Source organism: Salmonella sp. SAL04196 (assembly GCF_046550835.1).
Lineage (GTDB): Bacteria > Pseudomonadota > Gammaproteobacteria > Enterobacterales > Enterobacteriaceae > Salmonella > Salmonella enterica.
Genome location: NZ_JBGDXE010000003.1, coordinates 499,436 through 519,133, shown reverse-complemented (window position 1 = coordinate 519,133; position 19,698 = coordinate 499,436). Strand labels below are relative to the sequence as shown.

At 53.6% G+C, this 19,698-nt stretch carries 18 protein-coding genes; 8 read left to right on the top strand and 10 right to left on the bottom strand.

Annotation, left to right across the window (positions count from 1 at the left end; translation table 11 throughout):
- Positions 1-428 precede the first annotated feature (428 nt).
- Positions 429-995, bottom strand: a complete 567-nt coding sequence (gene gmhB / locus ACLJPE_RS15155) for a D-glycero-beta-D-manno-heptose 1,7-bisphosphate 7-phosphatase (RefSeq protein WP_001140160.1) — start codon at positions 993-995, stop codon at positions 429-431.
- Positions 996-1,184: 189 nt separating this feature from the next.
- On the opposite strand from gmhB, the gene metN reads away from it, so the two are divergent.
- From metN to proS, 6 genes are all read left to right on the top strand, one after another.
- Entirely contained in the window at positions 1,185-2,216 is a 1,032-nt protein-coding gene (metN, locus tag ACLJPE_RS15150) for a methionine ABC transporter ATP-binding protein MetN (protein ID WP_000594021.1), read from the top strand.
- A complete protein-coding gene (locus ACLJPE_RS15145) occupies positions 2,209-2,862 on the top strand; it encodes a methionine ABC transporter permease MetI (RefSeq protein WP_001287486.1) in 654 nt (217 codons plus the stop codon). The genes metN and ACLJPE_RS15145 overlap by 8 nt, the downstream gene beginning before the upstream one ends.
- Before the next feature lie 38 nt (positions 2,863-2,900).
- Positions 2,901-3,716, top strand: a complete 816-nt coding sequence (gene metQ / locus ACLJPE_RS15140) for a methionine ABC transporter substrate-binding lipoprotein MetQ (RefSeq protein WP_000874215.1) — start codon at positions 2,901-2,903, stop codon at positions 3,714-3,716.
- Positions 3,717-3,834: 118 nt separating this feature from the next.
- The gene (gene rcsF / locus ACLJPE_RS15135) at positions 3,835-4,239 is read left to right on the top strand and encodes an Rcs stress response system protein RcsF (protein WP_001202315.1); all 405 of its coding nucleotides are present in this window, start codon (positions 3,835-3,837) and stop codon (positions 4,237-4,239) included.
- Positions 4,236-4,943 (top strand): tRNA (N6-threonylcarbamoyladenosine(37)-N6)-methyltransferase TrmO, encoded by a 708-nt coding sequence (gene tsaA / locus ACLJPE_RS15130; protein ID WP_000093989.1) that lies wholly within the window; start codon positions 4,236-4,238, stop codon positions 4,941-4,943. The genes rcsF and tsaA overlap by 4 nt, the downstream gene beginning before the upstream one ends.
- A 110-nt stretch (positions 4,944-5,053) precedes the next feature.
- Positions 5,054-6,772, top strand: coding sequence for a proline--tRNA ligase (gene proS, locus ACLJPE_RS15125; RefSeq protein WP_001260683.1), 1,719 nt, complete (start codon positions 5,054-5,056; stop codon positions 6,770-6,772).
- 73 nt (positions 6,773-6,845) lie between these two features.
- Here the strand turns inward: proS and nlpE are convergent, their stop codons facing one another.
- The 3 genes from nlpE to ACLJPE_RS15110 are packed head-to-tail and all read right to left on the bottom strand — an operon-like array spanning position 6,846 to position 8,543.
- Entirely contained in the window at positions 6,846-7,547 is a 702-nt protein-coding gene (gene nlpE / locus ACLJPE_RS15120; protein WP_000252576.1) for an envelope stress response activation lipoprotein NlpE, read from the bottom strand.
- 31 nt (positions 7,548-7,578) lie between these two features.
- Positions 7,579-8,001, bottom strand: a complete 423-nt coding sequence (gene arfB, locus ACLJPE_RS15115) for an alternative ribosome rescue aminoacyl-tRNA hydrolase ArfB (RefSeq protein WP_000560527.1) — start codon at positions 7,999-8,001, stop codon at positions 7,579-7,581.
- The gene (locus tag ACLJPE_RS15110; protein WP_001602272.1) at positions 7,998-8,543 is read right to left on the bottom strand and encodes a YaeQ family protein; all 546 of its coding nucleotides are present in this window, start codon (positions 8,541-8,543) and stop codon (positions 7,998-8,000) included. The genes arfB and ACLJPE_RS15110 overlap by 4 nt, the downstream gene beginning before the upstream one ends.
- 197 nt (positions 8,544-8,740) lie before the next feature.
- On the opposite strand from ACLJPE_RS15110, the gene ACLJPE_RS15105 reads away from it, so the two are divergent.
- Together ACLJPE_RS15105 and rof are read left to right on the top strand one after the other, a co-directional pair.
- Entirely contained in the window at positions 8,741-8,941 is a 201-nt protein-coding gene (locus ACLJPE_RS15105) for a YaeP family protein (RefSeq protein ID WP_001518678.1), read from the top strand.
- The gene (rof, locus tag ACLJPE_RS15100; RefSeq protein WP_000062329.1) at positions 8,928-9,188 is read left to right on the top strand and encodes a Rho-binding antiterminator; all 261 of its coding nucleotides are present in this window, start codon (positions 8,928-8,930) and stop codon (positions 9,186-9,188) included. Before ACLJPE_RS15105 ends, rof begins: the two co-directional genes overlap by 14 nt.
- An 83-nt stretch (positions 9,189-9,271) precedes the next feature.
- Here rof and tilS read toward each other — a convergent pair whose 3' ends face one another.
- The 6 genes from tilS to dnaE all read right to left on the bottom strand — a co-directional run bounded on the left by tilS (position 9,272) and on the right by dnaE (position 19,686).
- Positions 9,272-10,564 (bottom strand): tRNA lysidine(34) synthetase TilS, encoded by a 1,293-nt coding sequence (tilS, locus tag ACLJPE_RS15095; protein ID WP_039513814.1) that lies wholly within the window; start codon positions 10,562-10,564, stop codon positions 9,272-9,274.
- A gap of 62 nt (positions 10,565-10,626) precedes the next feature.
- Positions 10,627-11,016: a VOC family protein gene (locus ACLJPE_RS15090; protein WP_000901088.1), complete on the bottom strand. Its 390-nt coding sequence runs from the start codon at positions 11,014-11,016 to the stop codon at positions 10,627-10,629.
- A 55-nt stretch (positions 11,017-11,071) separates the two neighbouring features.
- On the bottom strand, positions 11,072-13,213 hold the full coding sequence (gene ldcC, locus ACLJPE_RS15085) for a lysine decarboxylase LdcC (protein ID WP_001021044.1): 2,142 nt from the start codon (positions 13,211-13,213) through the stop codon (positions 11,072-11,074).
- A 75-nt stretch (positions 13,214-13,288) separates the two neighbouring features.
- Positions 13,289-15,052: a chitinase gene (locus ACLJPE_RS15080; RefSeq protein ID WP_039513817.1), complete on the bottom strand. Its 1,764-nt coding sequence runs from the start codon at positions 15,050-15,052 to the stop codon at positions 13,289-13,291.
- 179 nt (positions 15,053-15,231) lie between these two features.
- A complete protein-coding gene (accA, locus tag ACLJPE_RS15075) occupies positions 15,232-16,191 on the bottom strand; it encodes an acetyl-CoA carboxylase carboxyl transferase subunit alpha (protein WP_000055753.1) in 960 nt (319 codons plus the stop codon).
- A 12-nt stretch (positions 16,192-16,203) separates the two neighbouring features.
- A complete protein-coding gene (dnaE, locus tag ACLJPE_RS15070) occupies positions 16,204-19,686 on the bottom strand; it encodes a DNA polymerase III subunit alpha (RefSeq protein ID WP_001294832.1) in 3,483 nt (1,160 codons plus the stop codon).
- Positions 19,687-19,698 lie beyond the last annotated feature (12 nt).

Below are 19,698 nucleotides of genomic sequence, written 5' to 3'. Positions count from 1 at the left end.
TTGCATGTGTTAGGCCTGCCGCCAGCGTTCAATCTGAGCCATGATCAAACTCTTCAATTTAAAAGTTTGATGCTCAATGAATTAAACTTCGTAATGAATTACGTGTTCACTCTTGAGACTTGGTATTCATTTTTCGTCCGAGGACGTCAAGAATCCGTATCTTCGAGTGCCCACACAGATTGTCTGATAAATTGTTAAAGAGCAGTGCAACGCGGCTTTCGCTCACCGTCGCGAGGTGGCGTATATTACGCTTTCCTCTTTCAGAGTCAACCCTGAATTTCAGGATTTTTCTCTTCAACCGACCGGCTGTTTGTGTGAAGTGATTCACATCCGCCGTGTCGATGGAGGCGCATTATAGGGAGTCGGTTCAGGAAGACAAGCGGAAAAATGCATTTTTGTTTTAACCGCTCATCTTTTATCCATAACGCTTATTTTTGCTGCTTTTTTATCGCCGATGGCAGATCGGCAAGGCTGTTTAACACCCAGTCCGCTGCGTTTTCTGCTTCTGACGTGACCGGTTTGCCCGTACGCACCAGCACTTTTGTCCCGACATTTGCCGCCGCTGCCGCCTGCATATCTTCCAGCTTGTCTCCCACCATATAAGAAGCCGCCATATCGATATGCAGGAAATCACGCGCTGAGATAAGCATTCCTGGATGCGGCTTGCGGCAATCACATACCTGACGGAACTCTTCTATGCTGCCCTGCGGATGGTGAGGACAATAATAGATGCCGTCCAAATCAACATCGCGATCCGCCAACGACCAGTCCATCCATTCGGTTAACGTTTCAAACTGCGCCTCGGTGAATTTGCCGCGCGCGATTCCGGACTGGTTCGTCACCACCACCAGCGCATAGCCCATTTTTTTTAGCTCGCGCATCGCGTCAATAACACCGTCTATAAACTCAAATGCATCGATTTCATGTACGTAGCCGTGATCCACATTAATGGTGCCGTCACGGTCGAGAAAAATTGCGGGTACAGACTTTGCCACCTTTTATAGCTCCTGAGTAAAGCAAGTGGCGCTAGTATCGCATGTTTCAGCAGGCAAGAAAGTGCTCATCGTATAAAGCCTGATTGATTTAGACGTCTGGATGCCTTAACATCCATTCTGTTGACGGCGTTGACCGTATTAGACAGACGAAAATGCCACGGCTAACTTAATTACGATAATAAATAACCAATGATTAAACTTTCGAATATTACCAAAGTGTTCCAGCAGGGGACGCGCACCATTCAGGCGCTAAATAATGTCAGCCTGCACGTCCCTGCCGGGCAGATTTATGGCGTCATTGGCGCCTCCGGTGCCGGTAAAAGTACGCTTATCCGCTGCGTTAATTTACTTGAACGCCCAACCGAAGGCAGCGTTCAGGTCGGCGGTCAGGAGCTGACAACGCTTTCAGAATCTGAGTTGACCAAAGCTCGCCGTCAAATCGGCATGATTTTCCAACATTTTAACCTGCTCTCTTCCCGTACCGTGTTTGGCAACGTCGCGTTGCCGCTGGAACTGGATAACACACCAAAGGAAGAGATCAAACGCCGTGTCACAGAGCTGCTGGATTTAGTCGGTCTTGGCGACAAGCACGACAGCTATCCGGCAAATCTTTCCGGCGGTCAGAAACAGCGTGTCGCGATTGCCCGCGCGTTAGCCAGTAATCCAAAAGTATTGCTGTGCGATGAAGCCACCAGCGCGCTTGATCCTGCGACGACCCGTTCGATTCTGGAATTGCTGAAAGATATCAACCGTCGTTTGGGGTTGACGATTCTGCTTATCACTCATGAAATGGATGTCGTGAAACGTATCTGCGACTGCGTTGCCGTTATCAGTAATGGCGAGCTTATTGAGCAGGATACGGTCAGCGAAGTCTTCTCGCATCCTAAAACGCCGCTGGCGCAGAAGTTTATTCAGTCCACTCTGCATCTGGACATTCCGGAAGATTACCAGGCGCGTTTGAAAGCGTCGCCGGAAACTGACAGCGTGCCGATGCTGCGCATGGAATTCACCGGGCAGTCTGTGGATGCCCCGCTGCTTTCTGAAACCGCGCGTCGTTTCAACGTGAACAATAATATTATCAGCGCGCAGATGGATTACGCGGGCGGTGTGAAGTTCGGCATTATGCTAACGGAAATGCACGGCACACAAGAAGAGACGCAAGCCGCAATTGCCTGGCTGCAGGATCACCATGTGAAAGTAGAGGTACTGGGTTATGTCTGAGGCAATGATGTGGTTACTGGTTCGTGGCGTTTGGGAAACGTTGGCGATGACCTTTGTCTCCGGTTTCTTCGGTTTCGTGATTGGCCTGCCGGTTGGCGTATTGCTGTATGTTACGCGCCCGGGGCAGATTATGGAGAACGCCAGGCTGTATCGCTCCCTCTCTGCGGTGGTCAATATTTTCCGCTCGATTCCCTTTATCATCCTGCTGGTGTGGATGATTCCTTTTACCCGAATAATTGTCGGCACCTCCATTGGTTTGCAGGCCGCGATTGTACCGCTGACCGTCGGCGCCGCGCCTTTTATCGCCCGTATGGTGGAAAATGCGTTGTTAGAGATCCCTGCCGGGCTGATTGAGGCCTCGCGAGCGATGGGCGCCACGCCGCTGCAAATTGTACGTAAAATCCTTTTACCGGAAGCGCTGCCTGGTCTGGTGAATGCGGCAACCATTACACTGATCACCCTGGTCGGTTACTCCGCAATGGGCGGTGCCGTCGGCGCAGGCGGCCTCGGTCAAATCGGCTATCAGTACGGTTATATTGGATACAATGCTACCGTGATGAATACGGTGCTGGTATTACTTGTCGTTCTGGTTTATTTAATTCAGTTATCCGGCGATCGCATCGTCAGGGCTGTCACGCATAAGTAACGTTAAACACAACACAAATACTCATTAAGGAAATAAGCATGGCGTTCAAATTCAAAACCTTTGCGGCAGTGGGTGCTCTGATTGGTTCTCTGGCACTTGCGGGTTGCGGTCAGGATGAAAAAGATCCGAACCATATTAAAGTCGGCGTAATCGTTGGCGCAGAGCAGCAAGTTGCCGAAGTCGCGCAGAAAGTCGCGAAAGAAAAATACGGCCTGGACGTGGAATTGGTGACCTTTAATGATTATGTTCTGCCTAATGAAGCGCTGAGCAAAGGCGATATCGATGCCAATGCCTTCCAGCACAAACCGTATCTGGATCAGCAAATCAAAGATCGCGGCTACAAACTGGTTTCTGTAGGTAAGACTTTTGTCTATCCCATTGCAGGATATTCCAAAAAAATCAAATCACTGGATGAGCTCAAGGACGGTTCCCAGGTCGCTGTGCCTAACGACCCGACCAACCTTGGTCGTTCCCTGCTGCTGCTGCAAAAAGTAGGGCTGATTAAACTGAAAGACGGCGTCGGTCTGCTTCCTACCTCGCTGGATATCGTGGAAAACCCGAAAAATCTGAAAATTGTTGAGCTGGAAGCGCCGCAGTTGCCGCGTTCGCTGGATGACGCGCAGATCGCGTTAGCGGTCATTAATACGACTTACGCCAGCCAGATTGGCCTGACGCCAGCGAAAGACGGTATCTTCGTTGAAGATAAAGATTCTCCGTACGTTAACCTGATCGTGACGCGTGAAGATAACAAAGACGCCGAGAATGTGAAAAAATTCGTTCAGGCTTACCAGTCTGATGAAGTGTACGAAGCCGCAAATAAAGTTTTTAATGGCGGCGCGGTGAAAGGCTGGTAAGTTTTAGGCTGATTCCACAATCTGTAATATTATTCAGGACGGGCTATTGCCCGTCTTGTCATTTATGCAAGCTCCTGATTCAATATCTGGCAATTAGAACATTCATTGAGGAAATATTATGCGTGCTTTACCGATCTGTTTATTGGCACTCATGCTGGGCGGTTGTTCCATGCTAAGCAGATCCCCTGTTGAACCCGTTCAAAGCACCGCAACCCCGCCAAAAGCGGAGCCGGAGAAACCTAAAGCGCCGCGTGCCGCTCCCGTCAGGATTTACACCAATGCTGAAGACTTAGTCGGCAAACCTTTCCGCGATCTTGGCGAAGTTAGCGGCGAATCCTGCCAGGCGACAAATCAAGACTCTCCGCCTAACATTCCAACTGCGCGCAAGCGTATGCAGATTAATGCATCTAAAATGAAAGCCAACGCCGTCCTGCTGCACAGCTGTGAAATTACCAGCGGCACGCCAGGCTGCTACCGTCAGGCGGTTTGTATCGGGTCCGCCCTGAATATTTCGGCGAAATGAGCAGCTTTCAGTTTGAACAAATCGGCGTTATTCGCTCCCCCTATAAAGAAAAATTCGCCGTTCCGCGCCAGCCTGGTCTGGTCAAAAGCGCCTGCGGCGAACTGCATCTGATAGCGCCTTACAACCAGGCCGATGCCGTTCGCGGCCTGGAGGCGTTCAGCCATTTGTGGGTGCTTTTCGTTTTTCATCAGACGATGGACGGCGGCTGGCGGCCAACAGTTCGTCCGCCCCGTCTTGGCGGTAACGCCAGAATGGGCGTTTTTGCCACGCGCTCCACGTTCCGCCCCAATCCGATTGGCATGTCGCTCGTTGCGCTAAAAGGTATCGAGTGCCGGAAAGAGAGCGTAATTCTGAAATTAGGCAGTCTGGATCTGGTGGATGGCACGCCGGTGGTGGATATCAAACCGTATTTACCGTTTGCCGAGGCCTTACCGGACGCCGCCGCCAGCTATGCGCAACAGGCGCCGATAGCTGAAATGCCCGTGAGTTTTACCGCTGAGGTGGCTCAACAGCTTACGACGCTGGAAAGGCGTTATCCGCAGCTACGGACATTTATTTGCGATGTGCTGGCGCAAGATCCTCGCCCGGCTTATCGTAAGGGTGAAGAGACGGGCAAAACCTATGCCGTCTGGCTGCATGATTTTAACGTGCGCTGGCGTGTGGTTAGCACTGGATTTGAAGTGTTTGCGCTGGAACCACGGTAATTTCACGCCCTTCTCTTTTGACATCTCTTGCACGCTGGTAAACTAAATCACTTTTTTTGTATCAGGCTCACATTGAGCCTGTTCGATCGTTCAACTGGAACCGTAACAACATGCGTACTAGCCAATACCTGCTCTCCACTCTGAAGGAGACACCTGCCGACGCCGAGGTTATCAGCCACCAGCTGATGCTGCGCGCCGGGATGATCCGCAAGCTCGCCTCCGGGTTATATACCTGGCTGCCGACCGGCCTGCGCGTCCTGAAAAAAGTCGAAAACATCGTGCGTGAAGAGATGAACAACGCCGGTGCTATCGAGGTGTCGATGCCAGTCGTTCAGCCAGCCGACCTGTGGCAAGAGAGTGGTCGTTGGGAACAGTACGGTCCGGAACTGCTGCGTTTTGTCGACCGTGGCGAGCGTCCGTTCGTACTCGGCCCGACCCACGAAGAAGTTATCACCGATCTGGTGCGTAATGAACTCAGCTCTTATAAGCAGTTGCCGCTGAACTTCTTCCAAATCCAGACCAAATTCCGTGATGAAGTGCGTCCGCGCTTTGGCGTGATGCGTTCGCGCGAATTCCTGATGAAAGATGCTTACTCTTTCCACACCTCTCAGGAGTCGTTGCAGGAAACCTATGACGCCATGTACGCCGCGTATAGCCGTATCTTCAGCCGTATGGGGCTGGATTTCCGCGCGGTACAGGCCGATACCGGTTCTATCGGCGGCAACGCCTCGCATGAATTCCAGGTGCTGGCGCAAAGCGGCGAAGACGATATCGTTTTCTCTGATGTTTCTGATTACGCGGCTAACATTGAACTGGCAGAAGCTATCGCGCCGCAAACGCCGCGCGCAGCGGCGACGCAGGAAATGACTCTGGTCGATACGCCAAATGCCAAAACCATCGCGGAGCTGGTGGAACAATTCAACCTGCCAATTGAAAAAACGGTAAAAACGCTGCTGGTGAAAGCGGTGAAAGACAGCAAGTCTCCGCTGGTGGCTCTGCTGGTTCGCGGCGATCATGAACTGAATGAAGTTAAAGCGGAAAAACTGCCGCACGTTGCCAGCCCGCTGACCTTCGCTACCGAAGAAGAGATTCGCGCCGTGATTAATGCCGGCCCTGGCTCCCTCGGCCCGGTCAATATGCCGATTCCGGTCATCATCGATCGTACCGTTGCCGCCATGAGCGATTTTGCCGCTGGCGCCAACATCGACGGTAAACACTACTTTGGTATTAACTGGGATCGCGATGTGGCGACGCCTGTTGTTGCCGACATCCGTAACGTAGTCGCCGGCGATCCGAGTCCGGATGGTCAGGGAACGTTGCTTATCAAACGCGGTATCGAAGTGGGTCACATCTTCCAGTTAGGTACCAAGTACTCAGAAGCGCTGAAAGCCTCCGTTCAGGGTGAAGATGGCCGTAACCAGATCCTGACAATGGGCTGCTATGGTATCGGCGTAACACGTGTCGTTGCCGCGGCTATCGAGCAGAACTTTGACGAGCGCGGCATTGTATGGCCTGACGCCATTGCGCCTTTCCAGGTCGCTATTCTGCCGATGAATATGCACAAATCCTTCCGTGTGCAGGAGCTGGCGGAAAAGCTGTACAGCGAATTGCGCGCGCAGGGCATTGAAGTGCTGATGGACGACCGTAAAGAGCGCCCGGGCGTGATGTTTGCCGATATGGAGCTGATTGGTATTCCACATACTATCGTGATTGGCGATCGCAACCTGGATAACGACGATATTGAGTATAAATACCGTCGCAGCGGTGAAAAATCGCTGATTAAAACCGGCGATATCGTTGATTATCTGGTCAAGGCGATTAAAGGCTAAACGACATTTTGTTGGGATTGCCCGGCGCCACCCGGCAGATATGTAAAGGCCTCGCATCCTGCGAGGCCTTTTATTAGTGAGTGCAATCTTTACCCGGCGCAAACTTCGCGTTTTTATCGGCTATTAGCATTTTTACCGGCTCGCCCGTGTCCGGGTTCGCAGCAAACACAAAATGCCCTTCTACCGTCAGCAGCACCGGTTTTTCCGCTTCACCTTTCGCCGTCAGATAGCCGCGCTCAAGCTGGGCGTTACTGGCGACCGGCAGCCGTTTTCCGGTCGCACAATCGGTAAAGGTCGCCGCATCGGCCCTGTATACATACATACCACGCAACGGCATTGGCGTTACCGGCAGGCTGGCGGTAACAGGCACAAGCGTATAATTAAGCTGCGAAGCCACCGGATTGCCTTCTCTGTCGAGCATCTCCAGCGCATTGCCTTTCGCGCGATAATACGATTTCTCGCCATTGCTGTCGGTTAACACCAGTTTATCCGCCGTCCGCGCCCAGGTACCGTATGACGCAAAAGAGGAAGGTTCTTCGCGCACGCCCTGATAACGCTCGTTCATCACCCATGTGCCGTCTTTTTCCAGAAACAGTGACGTTTCAATACCTTCACAATCCGCACAGGGCAGCACGCCGCGCCAGCTTTGCTGCATGGGTTTTAATTCCGCCGCCTGCGCAGGTTGCAGGGCGTCAACTTCCGCACGGTTATTACACCCTATCAATGCAAATAGCGTACAGGCTGCCGCTACTGACAATATTGCTGTTCTCACCATAAAATCCTTATGAAATTGCTATTCCTGCCCGTCAATCCAGTGGACGACGAACTTTGCCGCGAAGCGCCTTTACAGAAGATTTTTGCGCCTTTGAGGACAAACGGCGCTCTTTCGAGGCACGCGTCGGACGGGTTGCGCGACGGCTTTTCTGCTCTGCGGTTAATTCTTTTATGACGGCAACCAGCCTGGCGATAGCCGCTTCCCGGTTGAGCTCCTGGCTCCGGAACTCCTGCGCCTTAATGATAATGACGCCATCATCGCTTATCAGATGGTGGCTGGCCGTCAGCAAACGCTGTTTGTAATACTCTGGCAGGCCAGAGGCCCGAATGTCAAAGCGCAAATGAATCGCGCTAGAGGTCTTATTTACGTGCTGACCACCCGCGCCCTGCGCGCGAATGGCCGTAATTTCCAGCTCATTATCGGCTATGGAGACCGTCCGGGAGATGGCAATCATGAGGGCTGTTGCCAGGCGGTTAGCTGTATTTCCAGATTATTCCGAGCATCAGAAAGCCAGATTGCGCCGTCCTGAATCGTCGCCTGTAGCGTCATGGTACGATCGGCAAATTCACTGAGTTGCGCCAGTTGCCCGTCATCCAGATACCAGACGGACAGGTTAGCGAACTGCGCGCACTTGCTTAGATGCTGCTGCCACCAGATTTGCGCCGCCCGGGAGTTATAAGCAAAGAGCGCGACGTCGCTCGCCTGAGTACAGGCTTTCTTAATACGGCGCTCATCCGGCAGCCCCAGCTCTATCCAGAGATCGATGCCCAGATGATCGTTGCGCAGCCAGGCCTCCGGCTCATCTTCCGCGCTGAGCCCGCGTGTAAACTGCAACCGTTCATCAGCATATTTTATCCATGCCAACAGGCGCAGCATCATGCGCTCCTGCGTTTCAGAAGGGTGACGCGCCAGCGTCAATGCCGCATCCAGAAACCGGTTGCGATCAAGGTCAGCCACATTGACGACGGCTTTATAAATTGTCGCTTTAAGCGCCATGAGAAAACTCCTTTCGAATCAGGCGCCCATTGTAGCGAAAACCGCGCTAAAAGGCTGTTAACGAATCTTTTACCCACTCGCGTCAGGCGCTGATATTGCGCAAATGAGTATGGTATAGTCACCTTGCTAAACAAGATTTAACTTCGTAGGCTTAGACTTGCATCCACGGTTAAGTCAGAATGCTGACAGGAGGGCATGTGGAAAAATATTGTGAGTTAGTACGCAAGCGGTATGCGGAAATCGCCAGCGGAGACTTAGGGTATGTCCCGGATGCGCTGGGTTGTGTATTGAAAGTGCTTAATGAAGTGGCGGCAGATAGCGCCCTTTCAGAGTCGGTCAGGGAAAAGGCAGCTTATGCTGCCGCGAACTTACTGGTGAGCGATTATGTCAATGAATGAAACGTATCAACCCATTAATTGCGATGACTACGATAGTCTTGAGCTTGCCTGCATGCATCATTTAATACTGACGCTAACGTTAAAAGATGGCGAGGTTTTGCAGGCAAAAGCGAACGATTTGATCTTACGTAAAAACGTAGAGTATCTGCTTGCCGAGATTTCCGGCGAGTCTTGTGAACTTCGTCTCGATAAAATCGCCAGTTTCAGCCACCCGGAAATTGGTACCGTGGTAGTTAGCGAATCCTGAGTATTTTGTTGCCGGATGGCGGTGCAAGCACCTTATCCGGCCTACGTTCCATGCGATACGTAGGCCTGATAAGCGCAGCGCCATCAGGCATGCCAAACCAGACTCACCCCTTCTTTATCTTCTGCTGCTCCCTCACGCGTCACAAAAACACCCGCAGCCGCAATCAGCGTTTCGCCGTAAAACAACAGCGGCGTGGTATCTCGTCGCCAGGGCGGGATCCCCTGCTCCTGCCAGATTTTCTTTAATTTACGTCCGCCGTTACGCCCGACAATATGTAACACGCCTGGCGCTTTAAAACGAATGCTGACGGATTCTTCCTCTCGCGGTCGGCGCAGTTCGCCCCCAGGAACGAGCTGTACCGTCCCTAAGCCGGCAGGCAGCGCCAGCGGTGTTTGCCAGACGGGCCAGGCGACCGTCGTTTCGTGTTGTCCGGCCACGGATTTAATCCACCACAGTTGCGACTGATAACGGCGAATCTCGTGATCGCCAAAGCGTAAACAGGGAGAGGCATCGTCGCGCGCCAGCGCCACCTCCTGCCAGATACGTTCCAGCGCGTCGCGAGAGGGCATCGGCGCATTACGCATCGCCAGCCAGCGACGCAAAATCGCCGCCCGCCGTACATCGCTCATCGACATTAATGGAGAGAGCCGCAATGTTCCCTCCGTCGTGATACAGTCCGTAAGATCGCTGGCCAGAAGCTCGTCCAGCAGCCTTTCTTGCTCGGCGCAGAGCGTCGCGCTACGGGCTACCGCCGCAGGAAAATGCGGCCAGCGCTGCTGCAACAGCGGAAGCGCGCGCAGGCGTAAAAAATTGCGATCGTAGGCGTCATCCTGATTGCTTTCATCTTCAATCCAGCATAAGCCATGATGCACAGCCCACTGTTCCAGCGTCTTCCGCGTTTCTCTCAACAGCGGGCGAAGAAGCAGAGTTCCGGCAAAAGGCGAGCGTTCTCCCATCGCGGAAAGTCCGGCCGGACCGCTGCCGCGCTTTAACGCCAGCAGGAATGTTTCACATTGATCGTCAAGGTGCTGCGCGGTTGCCAGCACTTCGCCAGGCAATAGCGTCTGTGCGAATGCCCGGTAGCGCGCTTCACGCGCATGGGCCTCGATACCCAGGCCATTATCCGCCAGCGTCACCCGCTTCACTACCAGCGGAACCTGCCAGCGTTCGCATACGGTTTCGCAATGCCGCACCCAGCTATCAGCATGAGGGCTTAAACCGTGATGAATATGGATAGCACGCAGCGTAACGTCAGGGTGGCGTTCTCGCCACAACACCAGTTGATGCAACAGCACCGTAGAATCCAGGCCGCCGCTAAAGGCAGCCAGAATACGGCGAGAAGAGAGTAACGAGGTATTCAACGTGAGAGTGGTCATGATCCATGCTTATAGTGACTTAGCCCGGCAACGTTACCTGGCGAGCGTCTTAATGACAAGCCTTACTGCTCATACAGCTCAAGCGGTAAACCGTCCGGATCGTTGAAAAAAGTAAAGCGCTTCCCGGTATACGGATCGATGCGTATCGGTTCGCACTTAACCTGATGCTTTTCCAGATGCGCAACGGCGTTTTCCACATTTTCCACGCTGAAAGCCAGATGGCGCAGGCCGCAGGCTTCAGGTCGGCTTGGACGCGCCGGAGGGAAGGGAAAAGAGAAAAGCTCAATCACATACTGCCCGTTTAGCGCCAAATCGCCCTTCCACGAGTCACGCTCTTCCCGCCAGACTTCGCTTAACAGATCGAACCCCAGAATATCGCAGTAAAACGCCTTGCTCACCGCATAGTCTGTCGCAATGATCGCGATGTGATGAACCTGTTTTAATCCCAGCATAGCGTCTCCTTTATTGATTATCAGTACGTTACTCGTCACATTCCCGTCAGGCAAGCTAACAGGCGTGTTTTAAGACTCGTACCTGGTACACCCCGTCTTCATTCCGTTTCGCGCCGTGAATATCCGTTTCAAAACCGGGATAATGCTGGCCAATCGAGCAGAGCATTAGCAGAAAATCGAGCACGGCCCGACTCTGTTGCGTGATCCTCTCGCCGGGCATCAACAGCGGAACGCCTGGCGGATAAGGCAGGATCATATTCGCGGAAACGCGCCCTGGCAGTTGATCGAGCGCCACGGTTTCCACCTCGCCTTTGATCTGACGCTGCCAGGCCTGGTGCGGGGTCATGATCATCTCCGGTAAAACCTCGAACGCCCGCAACATCAGCCCCGGAAGATCGTGCTGGCGGATCAGTTTATGGATCCCCTGCGCCAGATCCTGAATGCGCATATTGCGATAAAAATCCGGATCTTCCGCATACAGATCCGGCAACATATTTTTGACGCGCAGGTTAAGATCGTAGGCCCGTTTAAATTCCGTCAGCCCGCGCAGCAGCCCCATCGCACGGGTCTTATCAATCCCTATGCTGAACAAAAACAGCAAATTATACGGCCCGGTTTTTTCCACCACCACGCCTCGCTCATCAAGGAACTTCGCCACCAGCGCGGCGGGTATCCCCTCTTCGCTCATGTTGCCCTGTTCATCCATCCCCGGCGTCAGGATTGTCACCTTAACCGGATCGAGGAACATATGATCGTCATCAGCATCGGTGAAGCCATGCCAGGTTTCTCCCGGCGTGACCGGCCAGCATTCGGCCTCATCAACCTCTTCCGGCTGCCAGATATCAAAGAACCAGCTATCGGACTCTTCACGTAACCGCTGTACCTCTTTACGAAAATGGAGCGCCCGCTCCACCGAACGATTAATCAATCTTTTCCCTGGATTGCCGCGCAGCATCGCCGCCGCGGTCTCGATAGAGGCGACAATGGGATAGCTCGGCGATGTGGAAGTGTGCATCATAAACGCTTCGTTAAACGTCTCTTCGTCATATTCCCCTTTGATATGAATAAGCGATGCCTGCGAAAAAGCCGCCAGCATTTTATGGGTGGATTGCGTTTCGAAAATCACTTTTCCGGGCACCCGATCGCCGCTCATCCCGCTTTTCCCCTGGTAGATCGGATGGAAATGGGTATAGGGTACCCAGGCGGAATCAAAATGGATCGAGGGAACGTCCAGCATCTGCTTGATCCAGTTAGTGTTATACAGCAGACCATCGTAAGTCGAATTGGTGATAACCGCATGAACCGGCCATTGCGCCTGCGCGGTTTCCGCCACCTTACGCGCAATGCTGTCGCGGGTAAATTCACGCTTAGGAATACCGCCAAGAATACCGAGCGCATTGCGCGTCGGCTTCAACCAGAGAGGCACCACATCGCTCATCATCAGCAAATGCGCCAGCGATTTATGGCAATTACGATCAATAAGTAGCGTACTTCCCGCAGGCGCGGCATACATACCGACAATTTTATTCGAGGTCGACGTACCGTTCGTCACCATATAACTCTGCTCGGCGCCAAAAGTACGGGCGATATACTCTTCCGCTTCCAGATGCGGCCCGGTGTGATCCAGCAGCGATCCCAGTTCAGTCACCGAAATCGACACATCGGCCTTTAAGGTATTGCCGCCAAAAAAGTCATAAAACAGACAGCCTGGCGGGCTTTTCTGATACGCCGTTCCCGCCATATGACCCGGCGTACAAAAGGTATATTTTCCTTCTTTGGCGTAGGTAAACAGCGCTTTGGTAAACGGCGGCGTAATATTATCGAGATATTCGTTTGTATATTGATGAATGCGCGTCGCGATATCTTCAGCCAGCCCCAATGCATACTCAAAAAACCACAGCGCCATGCGCATATCGTGAACGCTAACGTCCAGCGTGGAGTTGGTATTGATAAAGGCATAGAGAGGAAGGTATTCATTTAGCTGGTTGATTTCGCTACAAAGGTCGAGACTGTATTCATCCCAGTCAAAAATAACGCCGCAGATGCGCGGGTTATGTTCAATAAACTTCAACAAGTCAACGCTATTTTGCGGCCAGATAATTTGAAATCCCAGGGATTGTAATGCACGCTCAAGCTCCTTGATGGGTTCATCTTTATAATAAACCCCGTGCGGCCCCATAATGGCGATGATGTTCATGCTTTCTCCTGAAAAAACCTGAGATAAGCATAGTAACAATCCTGCCGATGCAAAGCACCGACAGGATTTATCTTATTACAATGCGTTCCATGCATCGGCCCAGGCAATCCCTACGCCGGGCTCATAGTAGGCAGGCGCAACATTACACCATGAGCCTTCCGGGAACGGTTTGCACTGGTACAATGCGCCATTACTGTTAACGATGTCGCCCGGATTCCATTTCTGGCTGCTGCTCCAGGCAGGGTAGCTGGCGGTCTTATCTTCGTCATCCGCAGCGGCGACCTTCGCTTTCACATTCAGCGTATAAACCGCAGTGCTGGAGAGCGTACCGTCGCTAACGGTCAGATTCACCACATACTGGGTGTTCTGAGTGACATCCGGCGCGTTGAAAATCACAACGGCTTTATCCTGGCCGCTCAGCGTTTTGCCATCCTGCGACATCCAGGTATAGGTGAGCTTGTCGCCATTCGCGTCGGTCGATCCTTCCGCGCTGAGTGAAACCGGGCTACCGGCTTCCACCGCCCCGACCGGCCCGGCAATGCGCGCGACTGGCGCCACGTTTTCATCCGTCACTGGCGCCGGAGTTGGCGTGACATCCGGTTCAGTGGTTCCGTTATCATCGACGACATTAACGTTGAAATAATGCTGTACACATTTCGTGTAGTCACCCTCTTTAAAGGCGGTATACGGCGTCTGATATCCCACTAACTGGCAGGAATAGGTTTTACCGTCCGCAGTATCGGCGCTCCAGCCCCAGTCTTGTTCCCAATAGATCGGTAACGCGCCAGCGCCGCCTTCATCGAACTGCTTCATCTTTTTACAGCCCAACACTTCGTCCGCCGGCACCGGCACTTTCAGGTAGTTGGCAAACTCTTTGTAGTAGGCGATACGGTTAAGCGACTGCGCATTCTCATCTGCGCCGCCGCACTCCACGCCGCCATTGATGATCTGAATGGTGACGCCGAAACCTGATACCAGGCCGTTTGCTTTATCGCGATCGTTTGGCTGCCAGGTACCGTCAATCACATGTAGCATAGACGGCTTCGGCGGCTGCGGATACACAAAGAAGAAGACGGCGCTCGCCAGGTTCATCCAGGTATCCGCCACCAGCTCGGGTTTATCCAGTAGAGGGCGAACGTCGCCATACATCGCGTCAGAGAAAGGCCCATAGTTGTAGTTATAAGAAAGCTGTTTTGCCCCGCGACCAAAATAGCTGAGGAAATCGCCGTCCTTATCTTTACCGCACGGCCAGGTCTGGCCCTGCCATACATCCGGGTTACATTCGCCGTTGTAGCCGCCTTTCTGCCCTTCTGTCCAGCCGACTTCGCGCAGATAGACCAGCGCCTGACGCCATTCCGGAATGTCACGCCAGCTTTCGTGACCGCCCGTCTCCTGGGCAAAATGCGCAAACATAGTAGCCAGGGTTTTACGGCAGATAGCGTCGCTATCGCGTCCATCGGTGTAGGTACCACAAACCGCCGGGAATTTACCTATCGCTTTCAGGAAGTTAGAGTAAGTATATTCCGGCGCGCGCATCGGGAACAGATAATCCCAGTCGGCCTCTTTCAGAATACTTTCAACGCGTTTTACGTTTGCCGGGTTAGCGGCGCGCCCCGGTTCGATTTGTTCGACCGCGCTGTTATCCAACGTCTGGATAGAGGATTTCACTGCCTCCATTAACGGAAAATCCGTCAGCGCTTTTTCTTTCGCCGCCAGATCGCTGGCGTTAATGGTCATTGGCTCACTACTGCTAAGCAGCGGCGCGGCCTGCGCACCGGATAAGCTCAACATGATTCCTGCCGCCACGGCGCTGAGCGCCAGTGTTTTTTGCAATCCCATAATTTTCTCCTTGAAGGGTAGTTCACTGCCTGCCCTGGCCACACGCCTGGCAGTTGCTACAGTGTCAGGGAGAACATGCCGTTGCGTTTAATCACATCAACTCATCGGCGTCTCATTTTTCCTCGTCCAAAAAAAAGAGGCCGGATTATCCGGCCTCCTGGGAAAAATGAGGTAAATGATTAGGCGTAACCGTAGCTCATCAAACGCTGGTAACGACGGTTTTTTAAATCATCGGTGCTTAACACATCGAGATCGGCTAAATCTTCCAGCAGCTGCGCTTTTAGCGACGCCGCCATCGCTTCCGGATTACGGTGCGCGCCGCCCAGCGGCTCCGGAATGATGGAATCGATTAGCTTCAGCTCTTTCAGACGCGGCGCGATGATGCCCATCGCTTCAGCAGCCAATGGCGCTTTGTCGGCGCTCTTCCACAAAATAGAGGCGCAACCTTCCGGGGAGATAACGGAATAGGTGCTGTATTGCAGCATATTCACTTTATCACCCACGCCAATCGCCAATGCGCCGCCGGAGCCGCCTTCGCCAATCACGGTGCAGATGACCGGTACGTTCAGACGAGACATCTCACGCAGGTTGCGGGCGATAGCTTCAGACTGACCACGCTCTTCCGCGCCCACGCCTGGGTAAGCGCCCGGGGTGTCGATGAAGGTGATAATCGGCATGTTGAAGCGTTCAGCCATTTCCATCAGGCGCAGCGCTTTGCGGTAGCCTTCCGGCGCTGGCATGCCAAAGTTACGACGAATTTTTTCTTTGGTTTCACGACCCTTCTGATGACCAATGATCATCACCGGTCGCCCTTCCAGACGCGCGATACCGCCGACGATGGCTTTGTCATCCGCATAGGCGCGATCGCCCGCCAGCTCATCAAACTCATCAAACGCCAGACGGACATAATCCAGGGTGTACGGACGCTGCGGATGGCGCGCCAGTTGGGCTACCTGCCATGCGCCGAGATCGGCGAAGATTTTGCGCGTCAGTTCTACGCTTTTTTCGCGCAGGCGATGGACTTCTTCATCGATATTAATATCCAGTTTCTCATCCTGGCGGCTTACCGCAGTCAGAGAATCGATTTTCGCTTCCAGCTCTGCTATCGGCTGTTCAAAATCAAGGAAATTCAGACTCATAGTATTCCTGTATTAGTCAAACTCCAGTTCCACCTGCTCCGAACCAATGAGGCCACGCAGATCGTTAAGTAAACGATCGCTCGGAGAGACACGCCACGTTGCGCCAAAACGCAGCCGCGCACGCGCATCCGCCCTCTGATAGTAGAGATGTACTGGAATGGTCCCCGAGCGGTGGGGTTCCAGAGACTGACGGAGTCGGTTTAAAAGCTGGTCATCAATTTGCCTGTCCGTCAGCGAGATAGCAAGCCCGCGAGCGTATTTTTCGCGAGCTTCGTCAATATCCATCACTTCGCGGGCGGTCATTTTAAGCCCCCCGCTGAAGTCATCAAAGCTGACCTGTCCGCTGACGATAAGTATGCGGTCTTTTTCCAGCAACTGCTGGTATTTATCCAGCGCGTCGGTAAATAACATCACTTCCAGACGCCCGGAACGGTCATCCAGCGTACAGATGCCGATACGATTGCCGCGCTTGGTGACCATAACCCTTGCGGCAATCACGAGCCCCGCAGCCGTGGTGACTTTACCACGTTCTGTCGGATGCATGTCTTTGAGCCTTACCCCGCCGACATAGCGCTCAATTTCTTTTAAATACTGATTGATAGGGTGGCCCGTCAGGTACAGCCCCAACGTTTCACGTTCCCCATCTAACACCACCTGCTCCGGCCACGGCTGGCAGCTGGCATAGGATTGCTCGATTTGCTCCGGCTCTTCCGCCAGTACGCCGAACATATCCGCCTGACCGATAGCTTCCGCTTTGGCGTGCTGGTCGGCGGCTTTCAGCGCATCGCCCAATGAGTTCATCAGCGCGGCGCGGTGCGGCCCCAGGCGGTCGAACGCCCCGGACATGATCAGCTTTTCCAGCACCCGGCGGTTGAGCTTTTTGGTGTCGGTCCGCGCGCACAGATCAAACAGCTCGCGGAAATAGCCGCCCTGATTACGCGCGTCGATGATCGCTTCGATCGGCCCTTCGCCGACGCCTTTGATCGCGCCGATGCCGTAGACGATCTCGCCCTCATCGTTAACGTGGAAATGGTACAATCCGGAGTTAATATCCGGCGGCAGAATTTTCAGTCCCATCCGCCAGCACTCGTCCACCAGGCCGACGACCTTCTCGGTGTTGTCCATATCGGCAGTCATCACCGCCGCCATAAATTCAGCCGGATAGTGCGCCTTTAGCCATAGCGTCTGGTAAGAAACCAGCGCATAAGCGGCGGAGTGCGATTTGTTAAACCCGTAACCGGCGAATTTCTCCACCAGGTCAAAGATTTTCATCGCCAGTTCGCCGTCGATACCGTTCTTTTTCGCGCCCTCTTCAAAAACGGAACGCTGTTTGGCCATCTCTTCCGGCTTTTTCTTACCCATCGCACGACGCAGCATATCCGCGCCGCCGAGAGTATACCCGGAAAGTACCTGGGCAATCTGCATCACCTGTTCCTGATACAGAATGATGCCGTAGGTCGGCTCCAGTACCGGCTTCAGGCTTTCATGCTGCCACTGAACGTCCGGGTAAGAGAGTTCTTCACGACCGTGCTTACGGTCGATAAAGTTATCTACCATCCCGGACTGCAACGGACCGGGACGGAACAGGGCCACCAGCGCGATCATATCTTCAAAGCAGTCCGGCTGCAGACGCTTGATCAGGTCTTTCATACCGCGCGATTCAAGCTGGAAGACCGCCGTGGTTTCCGAGCGCTGCAGCATGTCGAAGCTTTTTTTATCGTCCAGCGGAATGGCGGCGATATCCAGCGGCGGCTCGCCGTTTTTCTCGCGCCGCTTGTTGATCATCTCCAGCGCCCAGTTGATGATGGTCAGCGTACGCAAACCGAGGAAGTCGAACTTCACCAGCCCGGCATATTCCACGTCGCTTTTATCAAACTGGGTAACCGGATGCTTGCCCTCTTCATCGCAGTACAGCGGCGCAAAGTCGGTAATTTTGGTCGGCGCGATGACCACGCCGCCAGCGTGTTTACCGGCGTTACGCGTGACGCCTTCAAGCTTACGCGCCATATCGATCAGCGCTCTGACCTCTTCATCCGCCTCGTAAATTTCCGGCAGTTGCGGTTCCGCTTCAAAGGCTTTTGCCAGCGTCATGCCCGGATCGGGCGGCACCAGCTTCGAGATACGATCGACAAAACCGTACGGATGCCCCAGCACGCGGCCCACATCGCGGATAACGGCTTTCGCCGCCATCGTACCGAAGGTGATAATTTGCGATACCGCATCACGCCCGTACATGTCTGCGACGTGCTCAATCACCTGGTCGCGTTTCTCCATACAGAAGTCAACGTCGAAGTCAGGCATCGAGACACGTTCCGGGTTCAGGAAACGTTCGAACAGCAGGTCAAATTCCAGCGGATCAAGGTCGGTAATTTTCAGCGCGTAGGCCACCAGCGAACCGGCCCCGGAGCCACGTCCCGGCCCTACCGGCACGCCGTTATCTTTTGACCACTGGATAAACTCCATCACGATGAGGAAGTAGCCAGGGAACCCCATCTGGTTGATAACTTGTAGTTCAATATCCAGACGCTCGTCATATTCCGGGCGACGCTTTTTGCGCTCTTCTTCGTCCGGAAACAGGAAAGCCAGACGTTCTTCGAGCCCCTCTTTCGATTTTTTGACCAGATAATCTTCGGTGGTCATATCGCCGGTCGGGAACTGCGGCAGGAAATATTCACCCAGACGCACCGTTACGTTGCAGCGTTTGGCAATCTCCACCGTATTTTCCAGCGCCTCCGGAATATCGGCGAACAGTTCGCACATCTCATCGATGCTGCGCATATATTGCTGCGGCGAGTAATTGCGCGGACGCTTAGGATCGTCAAGCGTGAAACCGTCGTGGATCGCGACACGAATTTCATGGGCGTCAAAATCATCGCTTTCAAGAAAACGGACATCGTTTGTCGCGACAACCGGCAAACCACGTGCCTCAGCCAGTTCAACCGCAGCATGGAGATAGGTCTCTTCATCCTGTCTGCCGGTACGGATCAGTTCCAGAAAGTAGCGATCGGGAAAATGCGCTTCATAGAAAGCAACGCACTCCTCCACCAGCGCCTGGTTGCCGCGTAGCAGACAGCGGCCTACGTCGCCCATGCGCCCGCCGGAAAGCAGGATCAAACCTTCTTTAAGCTCTACCAGCCAGTCGCGCTCGATAATCGGGCCTGCCGCGCCGTAGCCGCGCTGATACGCTTTCGAGATCAGCAACGTCAGGTTCTGGTATCCCGTATTATTCGCCGCCAGTACCGTCAGATGAGTCAGCTCATCTCCCAGCAGTTCGTTGTGAACGTTAAAGTCCGCCCCGACGATGGGTTTAATGCCCGCGCCATGACCCGCTCCGTAGAACTTCACCAGACCGCAGAGGTTGGTAAAATCGGTGATCGCCAGCGCAGGCATACCTAATGAGGCCGCCTTTTTCACCAGCGGCCCGGTCTTCGCCAGCCCATCAATCATAGAGTAGTCGCTGTGCACCCGCAGGTGAACGAAACGTGGTTCAGACATCTTCAGATTTCT